The organism is Angustibacter speluncae, assembly GCF_054777815.1.
Genome location: NZ_BAAHAF010000112.1, coordinates 14,551 through 35,511, shown reverse-complemented (window position 1 = coordinate 35,511; position 20,961 = coordinate 14,551). Strand labels below are relative to the sequence as shown.

Below are 20,961 nucleotides of genomic sequence, written 5' to 3'. Positions count from 1 at the left end.
GTCGTGGAGACGATCAGCCGCCGACCTGCTCCTCGACGCAGGCCTGCTGCTCCTCGGCCGTCAGGCTCGGGTCGGTGCAGTTCTCGAACTGGTTGAGGAAGCTCACGCCGATCAGCGTCAGCACGATGGTCAGCACCAGGCCGATGGCGCCGGTGATGATGCCGGCCATCGCCAGCCCGCCGCCGCCGGCCTCGCCGCGCTTGGCCTTGCCGCGGCCGAGCACGCCCAGGACGATCGCCGCGATGCCGAGCGGGCCGGCCACGAACCACAGGCAGGACGCGATGATCGCGAGGACGCCGGCGATGATGGCGATGATGGCCATGACGTTGGTGCGCGAGCCGCCGGCCGGGGTGCCGTACGACGGCGCGCCGCCGTAGCCGGCGCCGCCGCCGTAGCCGCCCGGGTCGTTCGGAGGTGTGGTCACGTCAGTGTTCTCCCCTGTTCACGCGGGCCCGCCACGTCGCAGGGGGTCCGCTGGTGCGGACCACCCTAGGGGGAACGGCCGGGACCGGCCCGCTGGCGCGCCGCTCAGGGGCTGGTGCTGAAGTCCGCGTTGCCGGTGGCGATCGCGGCGATCGTCACGATCAGGCTGAGGACGCCGCCGACGGCGCCGCAGGCGATGCCCGCGATCGCCAGGCCGCGGCCGCCGCCGGTGCCGGCCTTGACCTTGTTCAGGGCGACGAAGCCGAGCACCACGGCGGCGATGCCGGCCGGGATGGCGAGGAAACCGCACAGGAACGTCAGGATCGACACGATGCCGGCGACGAGCGCGCCGACGGCCAGGCCCGAGGACGGGGCGGGCGTGCCGGTGGCGTAGCCGCCGTAGCCCTGCGTCGCGTAGCCGCTGCCGTAGGACTGGGTCGCGTACCCCTGCTGGGACTGCTGCGGGTCGTACCCCTGCGGCTGGCCGTACCCCTGCTGCTCGGGCTGGGCGTAGGGCTGCTGGCCGTACGGGCTCTGCTGCTGGCCGTAGGACGGCTGCTCCTGCTGGCCGTAGGACGGCTGCTCCTGCTGGCCGTAGGACGGCTGCTCCTGCTGGCCGTAGGACGGCTGCTCCTGCTGGCCGTAGGACGGCTGCTCCTGCTGGCCGTAGGACGGCTGCTGCGGCTGCTGCTGGTCGGCCGGCTTCTCGAAGGAGAACGGGGACGTGCCGCCCTGCGGCTGCTCGCCGTCGGTGGGCTCGGTCGGGGGTGTCGTCACGGTCTCTCCCGGTGTGGTGAGGCCGTCCGGTGGCGCGGCCCGTTCGCGGTCGTCGCCCCACCGTAGTCGGGCCGGGGTCGGGCCACCCCTCCGGTGCGGGCTAGCATCGACCGCACGCGCCCGTACGGTGCCGCCGCCCCCGACGGCGCCCCGACAGATCCGGAGCCACCCCAGTGAGCGTGCTCGACGACATCCTCGTCGGCGTCCGGGAGGACCTCGCCGCCCGTGAGGCGGTCACGCCGCTGGAGCGCCTGCAGGAGCTCGCGGCGCAGCGGCCGGAGGCGCTCGACGCCGTCCCGGCCCTCACCGGCCCGGCGACCTCGCCCGGGCAGCCGGTGCGCGTCATCGCCGAGGTGAAGCGGTCGAGCCCCAGCAAGGGCGCCCTCGCCGCGATCGCCGACCCGGCCGCCCTCGCCGGCGACTACGAGGCGGGCGGGGCGAGCGTGGTCAGCGTCCTCACCGAGCGGCGCCGGTTCGCCGGCAGCCTCGACGACCTCGCCGCCGTCCGCGCCGCCGTCGACATCCCGGTGCTGCGCAAGGACTTCGTCGTCACGCCCTACCAGGTGTGGGAGGCGCGGGCGCACGGCGCCGACCTCGTCCTGCTGATCGTCGCCGCGCTCGACCAGCCGACCCTGGTCGGCCTCACCGAGCGCATCCACTCGCTCGGGATGACCGCGCTGGTCGAGGTGCACGGGGCCGAGGAGGTCGCCCGGGCGGCCGACGCCGGCGCCCGCGTCATCGGCGTGAACGCCCGCGACCTCACCACCCTCGAGGTCGACCGCGACCAGTTCGCCAGGGTCTCGCCGCTGATCCCCGCCGGGGTGGTCCGGATCGCCGAGTCCGGCGTCCGCGGCCCGCACGACGTGCTCGAGTACGCGCGCGCCGGGGCCGACGCCGTCCTCGTCGGCGAGGCCCTGGTCACCGGCGGCGACCCGCGCACCGCCGTGGCCGACCTCGTCAGCGCCGGGGCGCACCCGGCGGTCCGGCTGGCGCAGCGGTGACCGCCACCGACCCCACCACCGACGACGTCCCGGGCGAGCGGGGGCCCTGGTTCGGCGACTTCGGCGGCCGGTTCGTGCCCGAGGCGCTGGTCGCCGTCGTCGACGAGGTCGCCGACGCGTGGGCCAAGGCCCGGCTCGACCCCACCTTCGACCGCGAGCTGCAGTCGCTGCACCGCACCTACACCGGGCGGCCGAGCATCCTCACCGAGGTGCCGCGGTTCGCGAAGCACGCCGGTGGCGCCCGCGTCCTGCTCAAGCGCGAGGACCTCAACCACACCGGCTCGCACAAGATCAACAACGTGCTCGGGCAGGCGCTGCTGGCCCGCCGGATGGGCAAGACCCGCGTCATCGCCGAGACCGGCGCCGGGCAGCACGGCGTCGCCAGCGCCACCGCCGCCGCGCTGTTCGGCCTGAGCTGCACCGTCTACATGGGCGAGGCCGACACCCAGCGGCAGGCGCTCAACGTGGCGCGCATGCGCCTCCTCGGCGCCGAGGTGGTGCCGGTGACGGCCGGCTCGCGCACCCTCAAGGACGCCATCAACGAGGCGTTCCGCGACTGGGTCGCCCACGTCGACGACACCTTCTACCTGTTCGGCACCGCCGCCGGGCCGCACCCGTTCCCGGCGATGGTGCGCGACCTGCAGCGGGTCATCGGCGTCGAGGCGCGGGCCCAGGTGCTCGACCTCACCGGTCGCCTGCCGGACGTCGTGGCCGCCTGCGTCGGGGGCGGGTCGAACGCGATCGGCATCTTCCACGCCTTCTACGACGACACCGACGTCGAGCTGCTCGGGCTCGAGGCGGCGGGCGACGGCGTCGACACCGGGCGCACCGCGGCCTCGATCAGCGCCGGCGACCCCGGCGTCCTGCACGGCGCGCGCACCTTCGTCCTGCAGGACGAGGACGGCCAGACGGTCGAGTCGCACTCGGTGTCGGCCGGCCTCGACTACCCCGGCGTCGGGCCCGAGCACGCCTGGCTGCACGCCACGGGCCGGGCGCGGTACGAGGGCGTCACCGACACCGACGCGATGGACGCGATGGCGCTGCTGGCACGTACCGAGGGCATCATCCCGGCCATCGAGAGCGCGCACGCCCTGGCGGGCGCGCTGCGCGAGGGGCAGCGGCTCGGCCCCGACGGCGTCGTGCTGGTGAACCTGTCCGGCCGCGGCGACAAGGACGTCGACACCGCCGCCCGCTGGTTCGGGCTGCTCGACGACCAGCCGGGCGTCGACGCCTCGGCCGTCCAGGCCGTGGCCGAGCAGGACCAGCCGGACGCGGGGCAGGGCTGGTGAGCGGCACCCGGTCGGCGCAGGTCCTCGCCGCGTCGCGGGCGCTCGGACGACCGGCGCTCGTCGGCTACCTGCCCGCCGGCTTCCCGGACGTCGCCGGCGCCGCCGACGCCGCCACGGTGCTGCTCGACTGCGGGGTCGACCTGGTCGAGCTCGGCCTGCCCTACTCCGACCCCTCGCTCGACGGCCCGGTGATCCAGGCCGCCTGCGTGCAGGCGCTCGCGCAGGGCACCCGCACCCGCGACGTGGTCGCCACGGTCGAGCAGGTCGCCGCCCACCGCGGCGACGCCGCCGTCGTGGTGATGACGTACTGGAACCCGGTGCTGCGCTACGGGCCGCAGGCGTTCGCCCGCGACCTCGACGCCGCCGGGGGAGCGGGTCTCATCACGCCCGACCTCACCCCCGACAGCGGGCCCGACTGGCTCGAGGCGGCGCGCGCGCACGACCTCGACACCGTGTTCCTGGTCGCGCCGTCGTCCACCGAGCAGCGCCTCGCGTCGACGGTCGAGGCGTGCCGCGGGTTCGTCTACGCCGCCTCGCTGATGGGCGTCACCGGCGAGCGGACGAGCGTCGGCGCGCAGGCCGAGCACCTGGTGCGCCGCACCCGGCAGGCGGCCGACGACCTCGGCGTCGAGCGGTTCGTCTGCGTCGGCCTGGGCGTCTCGACCCCCGACCAGGCGGCCGAGGTCGGTCGCTACGCCGACGGCGTCATCGTCGGCTCGGCCCTGGTGCGGTGCCTGCTCGAGGCCGACGACCCGGCCGACGGCCGCCGCCGTCTCGCGCGCCTGGCCACCGACCTCGCCGACGCCGTGCACGGCGTCGAGGCGGTGGCGTCGTCATGACCTCGGTGCTGCTCGCCATCCCGAGCCCGTCGCAGGGTGTCTGGCACCTCGGGCCGTTCCCGGTGCGCGCCTACGCGCTGTGCATCCTCGCGGGCATCGTGCTGGCGATCTGGCTCGGCCAGCGCCGGCTGACCGAGCGCGGCGGCCCGCCCGGGGCCGTCGCCGACGTCGCCATCTGGGCGGTGCCGTTCGGCATCGTCGGGGGGCGGCTCTACCACGTGATCTCGTCGCCGGACGCCTACTTCGGCCCCGACGGCGACCCCGCCAAGGCGCTGCGCATCTGGGAGGGCGGTCTCGGCATCTGGGGCGCGATCGCGCTCGGCGCCGTCGGCGCAGCCATCGGCTGCCGCCGCGCCGGGCTGCGGCTGTCGACCTTCGCCGACGCCGTGGCCCCGGGCGTCCTGCTCGCGCAGGCCGTCGGACGCCTCGGCAACTGGTTCAACCAGGAGCTGTTCGGCGGACCCACCACGCTGCCGTGGGCGCTCGCGATCGACCCGCAGTACCGGCCGGCCGGCTACGAGGAGTTCGCGACCTTCCACCCGACCTTCCTGTACGAGCTGCTGTGGAACGTCGCGGCCGCCCTGGTGCTGCTGTGGCTCGACAAGCGGTTCCGGCTCGGCCACGGCCGGGTGTTCTGGGCGTACGTCGCGCTCTACACGCTCGGCCGGGTCTGGATCGAGGCCGTCCGCATCGACGACGCCGAGCGCGTGCTCGGCCTGCGGCTGAACATCTGGACCTCGATCCTGCTGTTCGCCCTGGCGGTGGCCGCGTTCGTGGTGTCGCAGCGCCGCCACCCCGGTCGCGAGCAGTCGGCGTGGCTGCCCGGACGCGAGCCGGAGCCCGTGGTGTCAGACCTCGTCGTAGCCGAAGAGTCCTGGAACCTGCAGGACGAGCAGGAAGCGAAGGAACCGGCCGGCGACGGCGGTCGCCGCGAAGACCCACCAGCGCATCCGTAGCGTCCCGGCGAGCACGCTGGTGGCCGCGATCGGCGGCAGCCCGACCGAGGCGCTGAGGGCCACCACGGCGAACGCGCGGGTCGGGTGCGCCTCGCACCACTGCGCGAGCCGGCGCATCCACTCGACGAGCCGGCCCCTGGTGACCGCCTTGCGCTGCAGCCAGGGGTTCTTCACGGCGCCGAGGCCCAGCAGGTAGAAGACCATCTTCCCGCTCACCTGGCCGGTGGCGGCGGCGAGGGCGAGCCACGGCGTCGGGGTGTCCATCGTGGCGGCGGCGACCAGCAGGTAGGCCTCGGCGTTCATCACCCACACCACGGCGCTCGCCAGGCAGTAGGCGAACGTCGCCAGCAGCTCCACACCCACCCCCTCGTGCGCCCGTGCGGACGGCTCAGCCTAGGCGTTCGGGGCGTGCTCGTGGCACCGCACGACGCCGTCCACCTCGTAGGACGTTCGGTCTCATGATGCGGACGCTCGTGCGTGGCGGAACGCGTCTGCGGGTGTTTCGCTCGTGTATCGTCGGGCCAGCCCGAGGGTCGACGACGCCCCCTCGGACCGCCCGCCGGGTCCGTCCCGCGCGGACCCACCCACGCCCCCTGCGTCGCGCAGCGGCCGACCACCGAGGACGGTGCCCGTGCAGTCGCCCTTCACCCGCCACTCGGCCCGTCCGGCCCCCCAGGGTCTCTACACCGGGTCGCACGAGCACGACGCGTGCGGCGTCGCCTTCGTGGCGACCCTGCGCGGCACCCCCGGGCACGACATCGTCGACCACGCCCTCACCGCGCTGCGCAACCTCGACCACCGCGGCGCGGTGGGAGCCGAGGTCGACTCCGGCGACGGCGCCGGCATCCTCACCCAGGTCCCCGACCGGTTCCTGCGCGAGGTCGCCGGGGTCGAGCTCCCGGCCGCCGGCGCGTACGCCGTCGGCACGGTGTTCCTGCCCGCCGACGAGGCCGAGGCGGCCGCGGCGGTGGCCGAGGTCGAGCGCATCTGCGGCGAGGAGGGGCTGAAGGTCCTCGGATGGCGCGACGTGCCGGTGACCGCCTCGCTCGTCGGGTCGATCGCGTCGTCGTGCATGCCGCTGTTCCGCCAGCTGTTCGTCAGCGCGTCGGCGCTGCCGCTGCGCGGTCTGGCGCTCGACCGGCTCGCGTTCTGCGCCCGCAAGCGGATCGAGCACGAGGCCGGCGTCTACCTGGCCTCGCTGTCGAGCCGCACGATCGTCTACAAGGGCATGCTCACGACGGGGCAGCTCGAGCCGTTCTTCTCCGACCTGTCCGACCGGCGCTACGAGACCACCCTCGCGGTCGTCCACTCGCGGTTCTCGACGAACACGTTCCCGTCGTGGCCGCTCGCGCACCCGTACCGGTACATCGCCCACAACGGCGAGATCAACACCGTCCGCGGCAACCGGAACTGGATGCACGCCCGCGAGAGCCAGCTCGAGAGCGACGTGATCCCCGGCGACCTGTCGCGGCTGTCGCCCATCTGCGACCCCGAGGGCTCCGACTCGGCCTCGTTCGACGAGGTGCTCGAGCTGCTGCACCTCGGCGGCCGCTCGCTGCCGCACGCGGTGCTGATGATGATCCCGGAGGCGTGGGAGAACCACGACTCGATGGACCCGGCCCGCAAGGCGTTCTACGAGTACCACTCGATGTTCATGGAGCCCTGGGACGGCCCGGCCGACCTGGTCTTCACCGACGGCTCGCTCATCGGCGCGGTGCTCGACCGCAACGGCCTGCGGCCGTCGCGCTACTGGGTCACCGACGACGGCCTGGTGGTGCTCGCGAGCGAGGCGGGCGTGCTCGAGCTCGACCCCGCCACCGTCAGCCGCAAGGGACGGCTGCAGCCGGGCCGGATGTTCCTGGTCGACACCGAGGCCGGGCGCCTGGTCGACGACGACGAGATCAAGTCCGAGCTCGCGGCGCAGCACCCGTACGACGAGTGGCTGCACGCAGGGCTCATCCGGCTCGCCGACCTGCCCGAGCGCGAGCACGTGGTGCACACGCACTCCTCGGTCACCCGGCGCCAGCAGACCTTCGGCTACACCGAGGAGGAGCTGCGCCTGCTCGTCGCCCCAATGGCGCGCACCGGCGCCGAGCCGATCGGGTCGATGGGCACCGACACCCCGGTCGCCGTGCTGTCGGCGCGGCCCCGGCTGCTGTTCGACTACTTCACCCAGCTGTTCGCGCAGGTCACCAACCCGCCGCTCGACGCCATCCGCGAGGAGCTCGTCACCTCGCTCGGCACGGCGATGGGCCCGGAGGGCAACGTGCTCACGGCCGGCCCGGCGCACGCCCGCCAGGTCGTGCTCGACTTCCCGGTGATCGACAACGACGAGCTCGCCAAGGTCGTGCACCTCAACCTCGACGGCGACCTGCCCGGCTACGGCACGGTGAAGATCAAGGGCCTCTACCGCGTCGACGGCGGGGGAGCCGCTCTGGCAGAACGCCTCTGGGACATCTGCGAGGAGGTGTCGCAAGCGATTGACGGCGGCGCGCGGTTCGTCGTGCTGTCCGACCGCGACTCCGACGCCGACCACGCGCCGATCCCGTCGCTGCTGCTCACCAGCGCCGTGCACCACCACCTGATCCGCGAGAAGACGCGCACGCAGGTCGGTCTCGTGATCGAGGCCGGTGACGTGCGCGAGGTGCACCACGTCGCGCTGCTCATCGGGTACGGCGCCGCGGCGGTCAACCCGTACCTGGCGATGGAGTCGGTCGAGGACCTCTGCCGCAGCGGCCAGATCACCGGCGTCGAGCCGGACGCCGCTGTGCGGCAGCTCATCTACGCGCTCGGCAAGGGCGTGCTCAAGGTGATGAGCAAGATGGGCATCTCGACCGTCGCGTCGTACCGCGGCGCGCAGGTGTTCGAGGCGATCGGCCTCGACCCCGAGCTGGTCGAGGCGTACTTCACCGGCACCACCAGCCAGCTCGGCGGCGTCGGGCTCGACGTCATCGCCGCCGAGGTCGCCGCGCGGCACGCGACGGCGTACCCCCCGGGCGGGTTGCGCCCGGCCCACCGCCGGCTCACCGTCGGCGGCGAGTACCAGTGGCGCCGCGAGGGCGAGCCGCACCTGTTCGACCCGCACACCGTGTTCCGGCTGCAGCACTCCACCCGCACCGGCCGGTACGACGTGTTCAAGCAGTACACGCAGCGGGTCGACGAGCAGTCGCAGCGGCTGATGACGCTGCGGGGCCTGTTCGCGCTGCGCACCGGCTCGCGCCCCGCCGTGCCGCTCGAGGAGGTCGAGCCGGTCGAGGCGATCGTGCGGCGCTTCTCCACCGGCGCGATGAGCTACGGCTCGATCAGCATGGAGGCGCACGAGACGCTCGCGATCGCGATGAACCGGCTCGGCGCGAAGTCGAACACCGGCGAGGGCGGCGAGGACGTCGAGCGGCTGCTCGACCCCGAGCGGCGTTCTGCCATCAAGCAGGTCGCGTCCGGCCGGTTCGGCGTGACCTCGATGTACCTCACCCACGCCGACGACATCCAGATCAAGATGGCGCAGGGGGCCAAGCCCGGTGAGGGCGGCCAGCTGCCCGGTCCGAAGGTGTACCCGTGGGTCGCCCGCACCCGGCACTCGACGCCCGGGGTCGGCCTCATCTCGCCGCCGCCGCACCACGACATCTACTCGATCGAGGACCTCGCCCAGCTCATCCACGACCTGAAGAACGCCAACCCGGCGGCGCGCATCCACGTGAAGCTGGTCTCCGAGATCGGCGTGGGCACCGTCGCGGCCGGTGTCAGCAAGGCGCACGCCGACGTCGTGCTCATCTCGGGCCACGACGGCGGCACCGGCGCGAGCCCGCTCACCTCGCTCAAGCACGCCGGTGCGCCGTGGGAGCTCGGCCTGGCCGAGACGCAGCAGACGCTGCTGCTGAACGGGTTGCGCGACCGCATCGTGGTGCAGGCCGACGGCCAGCTGAAGACCGGCCGCGACGTCGTGGTGGCCGCACTGCTCGGCGCCGAGGAGTACGGCTTCGCCACCGCACCCCTCGTGGTGAGCGGCTGCATCATGATGCGGGTCTGCCACCTCGACACCTGCCCCGTGGGCGTTGCCACCCAGAACCCCGACCTGCGGGCGCGGTTCAGCGGCAAGGCCGAGTACGTCGTGAACTTCTTCCGGTTCGTCGCCGAGGAGGTGCGCGAGCTGCTCGCCGACCTCGGCTTCCGCAGCCTCGACGAGGCGATCGGCCACGCCGAGCTGCTCGACACCCGCCGCGCCGTCGACCACTGGAAGGCCTCGGGCCTGGACCTGACGCCGATCCTGCACGTGCCCGAGCTCGCCGAGGGCGCCGCCCGCCGGCGCACGACCGAGCAGGACCACGGCCTGGCCAAGGCGCTCGACCACCAGCTGGTGACGGTCGCGGCCGACGCGCTGGAGAACGGCACGCAGGTGCGCGGCGAGGTCGCCGTCCGCAACGTCAACCGCACCGTCGGGACGATGCTCGGCCACGAGGTCACCAAGCGGTTCGGCGCCGACGGCCTCGAGCCCGGGACGATCGACCTGACCCTCACCGGGTCCGGCGGCCAGTCGTTCGGGGCGTTCGTGCCGCGCGGGGTGACGCTACGGCTCGTCGGCGACGCCAACGACTACGTGGGCAAGGGCCTGTGCGGCGGGACGCTCGTCGTGCGTCCCGACCCGGCCGCGTCGTTCGTGCCGCAGGAGAACGTCATCGCGGGCAACGTGATCGGGTACGGCGCCACCTCGGGCGAGCTGTACCTGCGGGGCCTGGTGGGCGAGCGGTTCTGCGTCCGCAACTCCGGCGCGACCGCGGTCGTCGAGGGCGTCGGCGACCACGGCTGCGAGTACATGACCGGTGGCACCGTCCTGGTGCTCGGCCCCACCGGCCGCAACTTCGGGGCGGGCATGTCGGGCGGCACCGCCTACGTGCTCGACCTCGACGAGGCGCGGCTCAACCCGCAGGCCGTCCGCACCGGCGACCTGTCTCCCGCGCCGCTCGACGACGCCGACGTCGAGGTCGTCACCGACCTGCTGCGCCGCCACGTCGAGCACACCGGTTCGACCGTCGCGCAGGAGCTGCTCGACGACCCCGCGCAGGTGCGCACGCGCCTGACCCGGCTCGTGCCGCGCGAGTACGCCCGCGTGCTCGAGCTGCGCTCCCTCGCCGTCGACGAGGGGCTCGACCCCGACGGCGACGTCGTCTGGTCCCGCATCATGGAGGGCACCCGTGGCTGACCCGAAGGGCTTCCTGTCCCAGCGAGAGCGCGAGCTGCCGACCCGGCGGCCCGTGCCGATCCGGATCATGGACTGGCGCGAGGTCTACGAGGCGCAGGACCCGGCGCAGCTGCACCGCCAGGCCGGCCGGTGCATGGACTGCGGCATCCCGTTCTGCCACGAGGGCTGCCCTCTCGGGAACCTGATCCCGGAGTGGAACGACCTGGTCTGGCGCGACGACTGGGACGAGGCGATCGAGCGCCTGCACGCCACCAACAACTTCCCGGAGTTCACCGGACGGCTCTGCCCGGCGCCGTGCGAGGCCTCGTGCGTGCTCGGCATCAACCAGCCGCCGGTCACCATCAAGCAGGTCGAGGTGTCGATCGTCGACACCGCGTTCGGCCGCGGCACGGTGCGCCCGCAGCCGCCGGACCGGCTGTCGGGCAAGACCGTCGCGGTCGTGGGCTCCGGTCCCGCCGGCCTGGCCGCCGCGCAGCAGCTGACGCGCGCGGGCCACACCGTCGCCGTGTTCGAGCGCGCCGACCGGATCGGGGGGCTGCTGCGGTACGGCATCCCCGAGTTCAAGATGGAGAAGGCGGTGCTCGACCGCCGGCTCGAGCAGATGGCCGCCGAGGGCACCCGGTTCCGTCCCGGCACCGACGTCGGTGGCGAGGGCGAGGGTGCGCTCTCGGGCCAGCAGCTCGTCGACCGCTACGACGCGGTGGTGCTGGCGGTCGGAGCGACCGTCCCGCGCGACCTGCCCGTCCCCGGGCGCGAGCTGCGCGGTGTGCTGCAGGCGATGGAGTACCTGCCGCCCGCCAACCGCGTCGCCGTGGGGGAGGAGCCGCTGCCCGGCCAGCCGCTGGTGAGCGCCGAGGGTCTCGACGTCGTCGTGATCGGCGGCGGCGACACCGGCGCCGACTGCCTCGGCACCGCCACCCGCCAGGGCGCCCGCTCGGTGACCCAGCTCGAGATCATGCCGCGGCCCGCCGAGGAGCGCTCCGACGCCCACCCGTGGCCCACCTACCCGATGATCTACCGGGTCTCGTCCGCCCACGAGGAGAACGGCGAGCGGGTCTACGCCGTCAGCACCAGCGAGCTGGTCGACGACGGCGACGGCGCCGTCGGCGCGCTGCGGCTCGAGGAGGTCGAGATGGTCGACGGCCGGTTCCGTCCGGTGGAGGGGTCCCAGCGCGAGATCCCCGCCCAGCTCGTCCTGCTCGCGATGGGCTTCACCGGCCCGCAGCAGCAGGGGCTGGTCGAGCAGCTCGGCGTCGAGCTCGACGAGCGCGGCAACGTGCGCCGCGACGACTCCTACATGTCCTCGCGCGACGGCGTCTTCGTGGCGGGCGACGCCGGTCGCGGGCAGTCGCTGATCGTGTGGGCGATCGCCGAGGGACGGGCGTGCGCCGCCGGCGTCGACCGGTTCCTCACCGGCACCACCACGCTGCCCGCGCCGATCCCGCCCACGGCGCGCCCGCTCACCGTCTGACCGTCGTCCCACCGTGTGACCCGCGTCACCCGCGGGTCGCCGCCACAACTAGGTTGGAGCCATGCGCCGAGCCAAGATCGTCTGCACGCTGGGACCCGCCGTCGGGAGCTACGAGAACGTGCTCGAGCTCGTCCGCTCCGGCATGGACGTCGCCCGCCTGAACCTCAGCCACGGCGACCACGCCGACCACCTGACCGCGTACCAGCACGTGCGCCGGGCGAGCGACGAGACCGGCCGCGCCGTCTGCGTGTTCGCAGACCTGCAGGGCCCGAAGATCCGGCTCGGACGGTTCGCCGACGGGCCCGTCGACCTCGCCGTCGGCGACCGGCTGACGATCACCACCGACGACGTCGTCGGCACCGCCGACCGGGTCTCGACCACCCACGTCGGCCTGCCCGGCGACGTCGCCGCCGGCGACACGATCCTGGTCGACGACGGCAAGGTGTCGCTGAAGGTGCTGTCGGTCGAGGGCAACGACGTGCACACCGAGTGCGTCGTGCCCGGGCCGGTCAGCAACAACAAGGGTCTGAACCTTCCCGGCGTCGCGGTGAGCGTCCCGGCGCTGTCCGACAAGGACGCCGAGGACCTGCGGTGGGCGCTGCGCACAGGCGTGGACATGGTCGCGCTGTCGTTCGTGCGCAGCGCCGCCGACGTCGACGACGTCCGCCGGATCATGGACGAGGAGGGCTTCCGCGTCCCCGTCATCGCCAAGATCGAGAAGCCGCAGGCCGTCGAGAACCTGCACGAGATCGTCGTGACCTTCGACGCGATCATGGTCGCCCGCGGCGACCTCGGCGTCGAGCTGCCGCTCGAGCAGGTGCCGCTGGTGCAGAAGCGCGCCGTCGAGATCGCCCGCCGCAACGCCAAGCCCGTGATCGTCGCCACCCAGGTGCTCGAGTCGATGATCGGCTCGCCGCGCCCCACCCGCGCGGAGGCGTCCGACGCCGCGAACGCCGTGCTGGACGGCGCCGACGCGATCATGCTCTCCGGCGAGACCAGCGTCGGGAAGTACCCGTTCGAGGCGGTGCGCACGATGGCCCGCATCATCGAGAACACCGAGGACCACGGCCTCGAGCGCATCCAGCCGCTCGGCACCCAGCCGAGCACCAAGGGCGGCGCGATCACCTGGGCCGCCTCGCAGGTCGGCTCGCTGCTCGACGTGAAGTACCTGGTGACCTTCAGCCAGTCCGGCGACTCGGCGCGGCGGATGTCGCGGCTGCGCTCACGCATCCCCGTGCTGGCGTTCACGCCCGAGCCGCGGGTGCGCTCGCAGCTGGCGCTGACCTGGGGCATCGAGACGTTCCTCGCGCCCTTCGTCAAGCACACCGACGAGATGGTGCTCCAGGTCGACACCTCGCTGCTGTCGATCGGCCGGGCGGAGAAGGGCGAGCAGGTCGTGATCGTCGCCGGGTCGCCTCCCGGCATCCCCGGCTCGACGAACGCGATGCGCGTGCACACGATGGGTGACGCCGTCGACGGCGTAGCCCCGGCCTACCGGTCGCCGCAGGAGTAGCTCGCGGCCGGCCGAGGTCACGTCTTCGGCCCGACGTGCTCGTCGAGCACGGCGACCGCGTCGCGGCGCGCCACGGAGACGTGGTCGGGCCGCGGGCGCGTCCACCGGACCCCGAGCAGGTCGAGCGCCCAGGTGCACAGGCTGATCACGTCGGCCGACCGGTTGCTGAAGAAGTACCGCGGGTAGCCCTCGTACCTGATCGTGACGCCGTCGACCGTGCGGGTCGCCCAGTTCTGCACCCGGCAGCCGTCGGAGTGGAACATTCCGCGCAGGAACCGGCCCGGGTGCTGCTCGACGACCTCGCGCTGCCACGGCTCGAGGACGATGGGGCGCTCGTGCTTGCGACCGGGGCCGTGCTGCGGGAACAGGCAGGGCCAGTGCGTCCAGTACGCCTCGACCGAGACGCACCCCTGCTTGCGGACGCGCGACACGGCGCCGGGACGCACCGCTCGGATGCTGTTCTCGCACTCCTGCACCAGCCGGGGGTAGTCGTCGGCGCAGGCGATGCGGAGGGCGTAGACGCCGCGACGTACCTGCTCGCTGAGGCAGCCGTCACCCAGGTAGAGCCCGAGCAGGTGCGCGTACGCCCCCTCATCGAGGGACGAACCGGTGCACCGCGGGCACGGGCGCGTCGAGGGACGGGCAGGCGGCCCCGACCGCACCCAGCCCGCGAGCGTGCTGCGCGGCAGACCCAGCCTGCGCGCTGCGTCGGTGACCGGTTCGCCCGCCTGCACGGCCTCGAGCGCGGCCGTCACCACGTCGAGAGGGTGCACGTCGCGAAGCCTGCCGCTCACCACCGACAGCGTCGCGTGCGTGCCCCGAGTGGGATTCGAACCCACACTGAAACGAGTTTGAGTCGTCGCCCTCTGCCGTTGGGGTACCGGGGCTAACGCGAGCGAAACATCTGCGTCATAGGCTAGCCCACGTGAGCACCGAGGACAGCCTGCCTGCCCAGCCCGCTGACGCCGCCGAGCCGGCCGTCGAGGCGCCGACCGGACGACGTCGCGTCGTCGTCGCGGAGGACGAGGCCATCATCCGGCTCGACGTCGTCGAGACGTTGCGCGAGAACGGGTTCGACGTCGTGGGGGAGGCCGGCGACGGCGAGGCGGCGGTGCGCCTGGCCGAGGAGACTCGCCCCGACGTGGTCGTCATGGACGTGAAGATGCCTGTCATGGACGGCATCTCGGCCGCGGAGCGGATCGGCAAGGAACGCCTCGCGCCCGTCGTCCTGCTCACCGCCTTCTCGCAGACCGAGCTGGTCGAGCGGGCCCGCGACGCCGGCGCCATGGCGTACGTCGTCAAGCCGTTCAACGCCTCCCAGCTGCTGCCCGCGGTCGAGATCGCGATCAGCCGGCACCGCGAGATCCTCGCGCTCGAGGAGGAGGTCGCCGACGTCACCGAGCGGTTCGAGACCCGCAAGGCCGTCGAGCGCGCGAAGGGCCTGCTGATGCAGTCGATGGGGCTGTCCGAGCCCGAGGCCTTCCGCTGGATCCAGAAGACCTCGATGGACCGCCGCCTCAGCATGCGCGAGGTGGCCGACGTGGTGGTCTCGCAGGCGTCCAAGCCCGCTGCGGGCAAGCGCCGTCCGGCGCGCGGCTGACAGCCTTCCGCCGCACGAGGTCACGAGTCGGCAACAACGACGTCACCATCTTCCGATGTGACTGACTGGCAGCACCCCCGGCAGGTACGGTCGCTCCACCAGCGGTGCTGGGCCACCCGCCCAGCCGGAAGAAGGAGAACGATTCATGATCCGACCCGCGCGCGCCTGGCGCACGACGGCGGTTCTGGGTATCGCGGCGCTCGCGCTCGCGGCCTGCGGCGGTGGCGAGGAGGACGACCCGGGCACCACGGCGTCCGAGACGTCCTCCGACGGCGGCGCGGCCACGGGTGACGGCGAGCTCGTCATCGGCACCCTGCTGCCGCAGACGGGCAACCTCGCGTTCCTCGGCCCGCCCGAGTTCGCCGGTGTCCAGCTCGCGATCGACGAGATCAACGCGGCCGGCGGCGTGAACGGCAAGGAGGTCCGCAAGGTCGACTCCGACTCCGGCGACACCTCGACCGACATCGCCTCGCAGTCCGTGGACCGTCTCCTGTCCGAGAACGTCGACGCCGTCATCGGCGCCGCGTCGTCGGGCGTCTCGTTCACCGTCATCGACAAGATCACCGGTGCGGGCGTCGTCCACTTCTCGCCGGCGAACACCTCGCCCGACTTCACCGACTACGACGACAACGGCCTGTACTTCCGTACCGCGCCGTCCGACGTGCTCCAGGGTCGCGTGATGGGTGACGTCCTGCTCAACGACGGGTACCTGAACGTGGGCGTCCTCGCCCTCGACGACCCGTACGGCACCGGCCTCGCCGAGAACATCCAGCTCTCGCTCGAGGGCGGCGGCGGCGCCATCACCGGCGACGGCCCGATCATCTACGACCCCAAGGCCGCCAGCTTCTCGGCCGAGGTCACCGAGCTCAAGGGCCAGAACCCCGAGGCGATCGTCCTGGTCGGCTTCGAGGAGACCAAGAAGATCGTCCCCGAGCTGCAGGCGCAGGGCATCGGCCCCGACACCGTGCCGCTCTACTTCGTCGACGGCAACCTGTCGGACTACAGCGCCGACTTCGCCCCCGGCACCCTCGAGGGCGTCAAGGGCACCCTGCCGGGCGCCGAGGCCGACCAGGCCTTCCGGGACGCGCTGCTCGCGGTCGACCCGGAGCTCAAGGACTACAGCTACGCGCCGGAGTCCTACGACGCGACGATTCTGATCGCGCTGGCCGCCATCGCCGCCGGTGACGACTCGGGCGAGGCCATCGCGGCCCAGCTGCAGGCCGTGTCGGCCGAGGGCGAGAAGTGCTCGGACTTCAAGACCTGCGCCGACCTGCTCGCGGACGGCACCGACATCGACTACGACGGCAAGTCCGGTCCGGTCGAGTTCAGCGACAAGGGTGACCCGACGCAGGCCACCATCGGCGTGTACCAGTACGGCGCCGACAACAAGTACACCAACCTGGAGTACGTGCCCGGCACGCTCTGATCGGTGACGCGAAGGGCCCGGCCTCACGGCCGGGCCCTTCGTGCGTCCGCAGGAGATCGATGGGCGGTCGGGGCCGGCGCCGGATGCGCAGGAACGGGGCGTCCGGCGTCCGCGGACGCCCGTGTTCTGCTCACCACGTGCGAGAGCCCCGTCCGGTGGACCGGACGGGGCTCTGGCGGGACGTGCGGGGGAGTCAGGCCTTGGCCAGCGTCCCCAGGTAGAGCTCGATCACCTTGGGGTCGTTCGCGAGCGACTTGCCGGTGCCGGTGTAGGCGTTGCGGCCCTGGTCGAGCACGTAGCCGCGGTCGACGATCTGCAGGCAGCGGCGGGCGTTCTGCTCGACCATGATCACCGAGACGCCGGCCCGGTTGATCTGGCGGGTCCGGATGAACACCTCGTCCTGCAGCGCGGGCGACAGGCCTGCCGACGGCTCGTCGAGCAGCAGCACCGACGGCTCCATCATCAGCGCGCGGCCCATCGCGACCATCTGCCGTTCGCCGCCCGACAGCGAGCCGGCGCGCTGGGCGCGACGGTCGGCCAGGGCGGGGAACAGGCCGGCGACGAACTCGAACTGCTTCTTGAAGCTGGACGGCTTCTGGTAGACGCCCATCTGCAGGTTCTCCTCGATCGTGAGCGAGGGGAACACGTTGTTCGTCTGCGGCACGAAGCCGACGCCCTGCGACACCAGCTTGTTCGCCTTGAGGCCGGTGATGTCCTGGCCGCGCAGCGTGACCGTGCCGGACCGGATCTGCACCAGGCCGAACAGGGCCTTGAGCAGCGTCGACTTGCCGGCGCCGTTCGGGCCGATGATGCCGACGAGCTCGCCCTCGTTCACGTACAGGTCGGACCCGTTGAGGATGTTGACGCCCGGCAGGTAGCCGGCCACCAGCTCGTCGGCCCGCAGCAGCGCCTTGCGGGCGCCCAGCTCGTGCCCGCGCCGGTCGACCGGCGCGTCCGTGCCCTTGCTCAGGCCTGCCATCAGAGCTCCTCCGCCTCGGCGCGCTCGGCCTCGAGCGCCTTCTCCGCCTCCGCCAGCTGACGCTGCTCGTCCTCCTCGGTGAGCGGCGCGTCGTGGTGACCGCCCAGGTAGGCGTCGATGACGGCCGGGTCGGCCATCACCTCGTCCGGCCGGCCCTCGGCGACGACCGTGCCCTGCGCCATCACGATCACCCAGTCCGAGATGTCGCGGACCATGTCCATGTCGTGCTCGACGAACAGCACGCTCATGCCCTGCTCGCGCAGGTCCTTGACGTGTCCCAGGAGCGACTGCGTCAGCGCCGGGTTCACGCCCGCCATCGGCTCGTCGAGCATGACCATCTCGGGCTTGCTCATCAGCGCCCGGGCCATCTCGAGCAGCTTGCGCTGGCCGCCGGACAGCGAGCCGGCGAAGTCGCCGGCCTTGGCGTCGAGCTTGAACCGCACCAGCAGCTCCATCGCCTGGTCGGTGATGGCCCGCTCCTGCTTGGACCACAGCCCGGGGACGAGCCCCTTGAACAGGTTCTCGCCGCCCTGGCCGGTGGCCCCGAGGCGCATGTTCTCGAGCACCGTCATGCGCGAGAGCGCCTTGGTGAGCTGGAAGGTGCGGACCATGCCGCCGCGCGCCACCTTGTGCGGCGCCACACCGGCGAGGGGACGGCCGTTGAACTGCCAGTTCCCCTTCTGCGGCCGGTCGAACCCGGTGAGCAGGTTGAAGAACGTCGTCTTGCCGGCGCCGTTGGGCCCGATCAGCGCGGTGATGGCACCGCGCTGGATTTCGACGTGCTCGACGTCGACGGCCTTGAGGCCGCCGAACACGCGCTGGACGCCGTCGGCGACCAGGATCGGGTCGGGCTTCTTGCTGCCCGGCGTGGCGGCGACGCCGGTGAACGCGGCCGTGGCGGCGTCCTTGCGGGTCGCGTGGGCGGTGCCGCCCTTGCGCATCTCAGCGGGCATTGATCGCGAGCTCCCTCTTGTCGCCGAAGATCCCCTGTGGTCGGAAGATCATGAGCAGCATCAGCGCGAGGCCGACGAGCATGAACCGGACCGGGCCGGGGTCGTTCGTGGTCAGGAACGGCAGGTAGCCCTCGCCGACCGCCTGGCGCAGCACGGTGTCGGTGAGCGACAGCACCGCCCAGAAGATCATCGCCCCGACCACGGGACCGAGCACGCGGGCGGCGCCGCCGAGCAGCAGCACGGTGTACGCGTAGAACGTGAACTCGGTGGAGTAGTTGTCCGGCTGCACGGCGGCCTTGCCGAGCGCCGAGATGAAGCCGGCGAGCGAGCCGATGACGCCACCGATGATGAGCGCCTGCAGCTTGAACGAGTAGACGTTCTTGCCGAGGCTGCGCACGGCGTCCTCGTCCTCGCGGATGCCCTTGAGGACGCGGCCCCAGGGCGAGCGCATCATCAGGAAGACGAGCACGCAGCAGATCGCGACGGTGAGCCAGCCCACCAGCAGGATCCAGGTGGTGCGCTCCCCGAACTGCCACGGACCGAAGCCGTAGGTGCCCGGGGGGATCGGGTTGGCCTCGTAGAAGCCGCCCGCGAAGCCGGTGATGCCGTTGGAACCGCCTGTGACCTCGCGCATCTCGGACGAGCGCACGATGAGCCGCAGGATCTCGGCCGCGGCGATCGTCGCGATGGCCAGGTAGTCGGCCCGCAGCCGCAGGGTCGGGATGCCCAGCAGCAGGGCGAGCACGACCGAGGCCAGCATGCCGACGAGCAGGCCGAGCCACAGCGGCAGGCCGGAGATGGCGACGACGATGCCGACCGAGTAGGCGCCGACCGCGACGAAGGCGGCCTGGCCGAAGTTCAGCAGGCCCGAGTAGCCGAAGTGCACGTTCAGGCCGATGGCGGCCAGCGCGAAGACGACCGTGTCGAGGCCGATCAGCGACGTCGCGGCGTTCTGGAAGATGTTGCCCCAGTCCATGTCTGCTCCCTCAGCCGATCCGCTCGCGGCGACCGAGGATGCCCTGCGGTCGGATGAGGAGCACCAGGATCAGCACGGCCAGGGCTCCGACGGTCTTGAGGCTGGGCGCCAGCACCAGCGTGCTGAGCTCGATGAACAGGCCCACCACGATGCTGCCGACCAGCGCGCCGAAGGCGGTGCCGAGGCCGCCGAGGGTGACCGCGGCGAACACCAGCAGCAGGATCTGGAAGCCCAGCAGGAAGTTCATGCCCTGGCCCATCGCCAGCAGGACCCCGGACAGCGCGGCGAGCGCGCCGCCGACCATCCAGACCACCTTGATCACGCGGTCGACGTCGATGCCGGACGCGGACGCGAGGGCGGGGTTGTCGGCCACGGCGCGGGTCGCCTTGCCGATGCGGGTGCGCAGCAGGCCGAACCCGACCAGCAGCAGGACGACGATCGAGACGCCCATCGCGAACAGGTCGATCGGACGCAGCAGGAAGGCGCCGAAGTCGATGCCGGCCTGGCCCTGGTACTTGTCGTAGAACAGCGACCGGGTGCCGAACACCTTGGTGAGGCTGAAGAAGTAGCGCAGCAGCAGGCCCAGGCCGATCGAGACGATCATCATCGCGACCAGGCCGGTGCCGCGCTTGCGCAGCGGCTCCCAGAGCAGCTTGTCGTTCAGGTAGCCGAACGCACCGCCGAGGACGACCGCGAGCACCGCGGCGATCTCGAAGGGCAGGCCGATCGTGACGTTGAACAGGTACCCGATCAGCGCGCCGAACGTCATCAGCTCGCCGTGGGCGAAGTTGGTGAGGCCGGTGGTGCCGAAGATGACCGACAGGCCGATCGCGGCGAGCGCGAGGATCAGGCCGAAGCGCAGGCCGTTCGCGATCAGCTGCGGCACGTCGTCGAGGCCGAAGCCGCTGCTCGAGCCGGCGGTCGGCGGGGCCGGCGCGTCGCCGTCGACGAGCGGGAACGCGATCGGCTTGGTCTGCGCCGGGTTCACCACGGCGTCCGCCGGGTTGCGGTCCTCGTTCTGCAGGCTCACGCCCTCGGGCAGGGTCTCGGTGTCGACCTCGACCGAGTAGGTGCCCGGGCCGGGGACGGGGACGACCGCCTGGCCGTCGGCGTCGGTGGTGCCCGTGCCGATCTCGCTGCCGCCCTGCGACACCGTGAAGCCGACGTCCGGGACGCCCTCGCGGTTGAGGATCACCCGGACCCGGATGTTCTCCGGGGACGCGGGCGCGCTCGCGGCGGGGTCGCCCTCGGTCGGCGGTGCGGACGTCTCGCCACCGGCCGGCGGCGTGGTGGCCGTCGTCGCGGCGGAGACCTGCACGGCGGGCAGCAGCACGGCGAACGCGGCCAGGACGAGGCCGATCAGCACGGCTGCCACCCGGCGCGCGGGCCAGGCGGATGCGCCTGTGGGCACGGGGGCACCTCCAGGGTCGGACCCGTCGCGGGTGGCGGGGGTCTGGCGAGGGGAGTCAGGGGGTCGTGCGCGGGTGGAGCGGGGAGGACTCTAGCCCAGGCAGTCTGTCGCACCGGGGACCTCGGGCGCGGGGTCCTGGCCGAGGTCGTG

17 protein-coding genes and 1 tRNA gene are annotated in these 20,961 nt (G+C 72.6%); 9 read left to right on the top strand and 9 right to left on the bottom strand.

The genetic code is table 11. The annotated features are described in order from the left end of the window. Positions 1–13: 13 nt before the first annotated feature. Complete coding sequence (locus ACYVKY_RS13775) at positions 14–424, bottom strand: DUF4190 domain-containing protein (RefSeq protein ID WP_460435560.1); 411 nt, start codon at positions 422–424, stop codon at positions 14–16. Between the two features lie 104 nt (positions 425–528). Continuing rightward, positions 529–1,200, bottom strand: a complete 672-nt coding sequence (locus ACYVKY_RS13770; RefSeq protein ID WP_460435559.1) for a DUF4190 domain-containing protein — start codon at positions 1,198–1,200, stop codon at positions 529–531. A gap of 173 nt (positions 1,201–1,373) precedes the next feature. Here ACYVKY_RS13770 and trpC point away from each other — a divergent pair, with 173 nt between their 5' ends. Genes trpC through lgt form a run of 4 tightly spaced genes read left to right on the top strand, consistent with a single transcriptional unit; the run spans position 1,374 to position 5,285 of the window. Continuing rightward, complete coding sequence (gene trpC / locus ACYVKY_RS13765) at positions 1,374–2,201, top strand: indole-3-glycerol phosphate synthase TrpC (RefSeq protein WP_460435558.1); 828 nt, start codon at positions 1,374–1,376, stop codon at positions 2,199–2,201. Next, complete coding sequence (trpB, locus tag ACYVKY_RS13760) at positions 2,198–3,490, top strand: tryptophan synthase subunit beta (protein ID WP_460435557.1); 1,293 nt, start codon at positions 2,198–2,200, stop codon at positions 3,488–3,490. Before trpC ends, trpB begins: the two co-directional genes overlap by 4 nt. Further along, a complete protein-coding gene (gene trpA, locus ACYVKY_RS13755; RefSeq protein WP_460435556.1) occupies positions 3,487–4,329 on the top strand; it encodes a tryptophan synthase subunit alpha in 843 nt (280 codons plus the stop codon). Before trpB ends, trpA begins: the two co-directional genes overlap by 4 nt. Next, positions 4,326–5,285, top strand: a complete 960-nt coding sequence (gene lgt / locus ACYVKY_RS13750; RefSeq protein WP_460435555.1) for a prolipoprotein diacylglyceryl transferase — start codon at positions 4,326–4,328, stop codon at positions 5,283–5,285. The genes trpA and lgt overlap by 4 nt, the downstream gene beginning before the upstream one ends. Here lgt and ACYVKY_RS13745 read toward each other — a convergent pair. Beyond that, complete coding sequence (locus ACYVKY_RS13745) at positions 5,178–5,642, bottom strand: VTT domain-containing protein (RefSeq protein WP_460435554.1); 465 nt, start codon at positions 5,640–5,642, stop codon at positions 5,178–5,180. The two genes, lgt and ACYVKY_RS13745, sit on opposite strands and share 108 nt — an antisense overlap. 274 nt (positions 5,643–5,916) lie before the next feature. On the opposite strand from ACYVKY_RS13745, the gene gltB reads away from it, so the two are divergent. From gltB to pyk, 3 genes are all read left to right on the top strand, one after another. Further along, entirely contained in the window at positions 5,917–10,482 is a 4,566-nt protein-coding gene (gene gltB / locus ACYVKY_RS13740) for a glutamate synthase family protein (RefSeq protein ID WP_460435553.1), read from the top strand. Then, entirely contained in the window at positions 10,475–11,953 is a 1,479-nt protein-coding gene (locus ACYVKY_RS13735; RefSeq protein ID WP_460435552.1) for a glutamate synthase subunit beta, read from the top strand. Before gltB ends, ACYVKY_RS13735 begins: the two co-directional genes overlap by 8 nt. 61 nt (positions 11,954–12,014) lie before the next feature. Then, positions 12,015–13,466 (top strand): pyruvate kinase, encoded by a 1,452-nt coding sequence (gene pyk / locus ACYVKY_RS13730; RefSeq protein ID WP_460435551.1) that lies wholly within the window; start codon positions 12,015–12,017, stop codon positions 13,464–13,466. A gap of 17 nt (positions 13,467–13,483) precedes the next feature. Here the strand turns inward: pyk and ACYVKY_RS13725 are convergent, their stop codons facing one another. Together ACYVKY_RS13725 and ACYVKY_RS13720 are read right to left on the bottom strand one after the other, a co-directional pair. Further along, positions 13,484–14,239 carry a transcriptional regulator gene (locus ACYVKY_RS13725; RefSeq protein ID WP_460435550.1) on the bottom strand — a complete coding sequence of 252 codons (756 nt, stop codon included), beginning with the start codon at positions 14,237–14,239 and terminating at the stop codon, positions 13,484–13,486. 41 nt (positions 14,240–14,280) lie between these two features. Further along, positions 14,281–14,353: transfer RNA gene (locus ACYVKY_RS13720), tRNA-Leu, on the bottom strand. A 56-nt stretch (positions 14,354–14,409) separates the two neighbouring features. Between ACYVKY_RS13720 and ACYVKY_RS13715 the strand changes: the two genes are divergently transcribed. Beyond that, a complete protein-coding gene (locus ACYVKY_RS13715; protein ID WP_460435577.1) occupies positions 14,410–15,066 on the top strand; it encodes an ANTAR domain-containing response regulator in 657 nt (218 codons plus the stop codon). A gap of 145 nt (positions 15,067–15,211) precedes the next feature. Continuing rightward, positions 15,212–16,492 carry an ABC transporter substrate-binding protein gene (locus ACYVKY_RS13710; protein WP_460435549.1) on the top strand — a complete coding sequence of 427 codons (1,281 nt, stop codon included), beginning with the start codon at positions 15,212–15,214 and terminating at the stop codon, positions 16,490–16,492. A 193-nt stretch (positions 16,493–16,685) separates the two neighbouring features. Here the strand turns inward: ACYVKY_RS13710 and ACYVKY_RS13705 are convergent, their stop codons facing one another. From ACYVKY_RS13705 to ACYVKY_RS13690, 4 genes are read right to left on the bottom strand one after another with little or no spacing between them, the layout of a single operon-like run. Further along, positions 16,686–17,471: an ABC transporter ATP-binding protein gene (locus ACYVKY_RS13705; RefSeq protein ID WP_460435548.1), complete on the bottom strand. Its 786-nt coding sequence runs from the start codon at positions 17,469–17,471 to the stop codon at positions 16,686–16,688. Next, positions 17,471–18,424, bottom strand: coding sequence for an ABC transporter ATP-binding protein (locus ACYVKY_RS13700; RefSeq protein WP_460435547.1), 954 nt, complete (start codon positions 18,422–18,424; stop codon positions 17,471–17,473). Before ACYVKY_RS13700 ends, ACYVKY_RS13705 begins: the two co-directional genes overlap by 1 nt. Beyond that, positions 18,414–19,400, bottom strand: a complete 987-nt coding sequence (locus ACYVKY_RS13695; RefSeq protein WP_460435546.1) for a branched-chain amino acid ABC transporter permease — start codon at positions 19,398–19,400, stop codon at positions 18,414–18,416. Before ACYVKY_RS13695 ends, ACYVKY_RS13700 begins: the two co-directional genes overlap by 11 nt. 10 nt (positions 19,401–19,410) lie before the next feature. Further along, positions 19,411–20,811 carry a branched-chain amino acid ABC transporter permease gene (locus ACYVKY_RS13690; RefSeq protein WP_460435545.1) on the bottom strand — a complete coding sequence of 467 codons (1,401 nt, stop codon included), beginning with the start codon at positions 20,809–20,811 and terminating at the stop codon, positions 19,411–19,413. Positions 20,812–20,961: the final 150 nt, after the last annotated feature.

Coding starts and splice junctions, on each gene's coding strand:
- ACYVKY_RS13710 (WP_460435549.1), top strand. CDS start 15,212: ATGATCCGACCCGCGCGCGCCTGGCGCACGACGGCGGTTCTGGGTATC.
- ACYVKY_RS13700 (WP_460435547.1), bottom strand. CDS start 18,424: ATGCCCGCTGAGATGCGCAAGGGCGGCACCGCCCACGCGACCCGCAAG.
- lgt (WP_460435555.1), top strand. CDS start 4,326: ATGACCTCGGTGCTGCTCGCCATCCCGAGCCCGTCGCAGGGTGTCTGG.
- ACYVKY_RS13695 (WP_460435546.1), bottom strand. CDS start 19,400: ATGGACTGGGGCAACATCTTCCAGAACGCCGCGACGTCGCTGATCGGC.
- ACYVKY_RS13705 (WP_460435548.1), bottom strand. CDS start 17,471: ATGGCAGGCCTGAGCAAGGGCACGGACGCGCCGGTCGACCGGCGCGGG.
- pyk (WP_460435551.1), top strand. CDS start 12,015: ATGCGCCGAGCCAAGATCGTCTGCACGCTGGGACCCGCCGTCGGGAGC.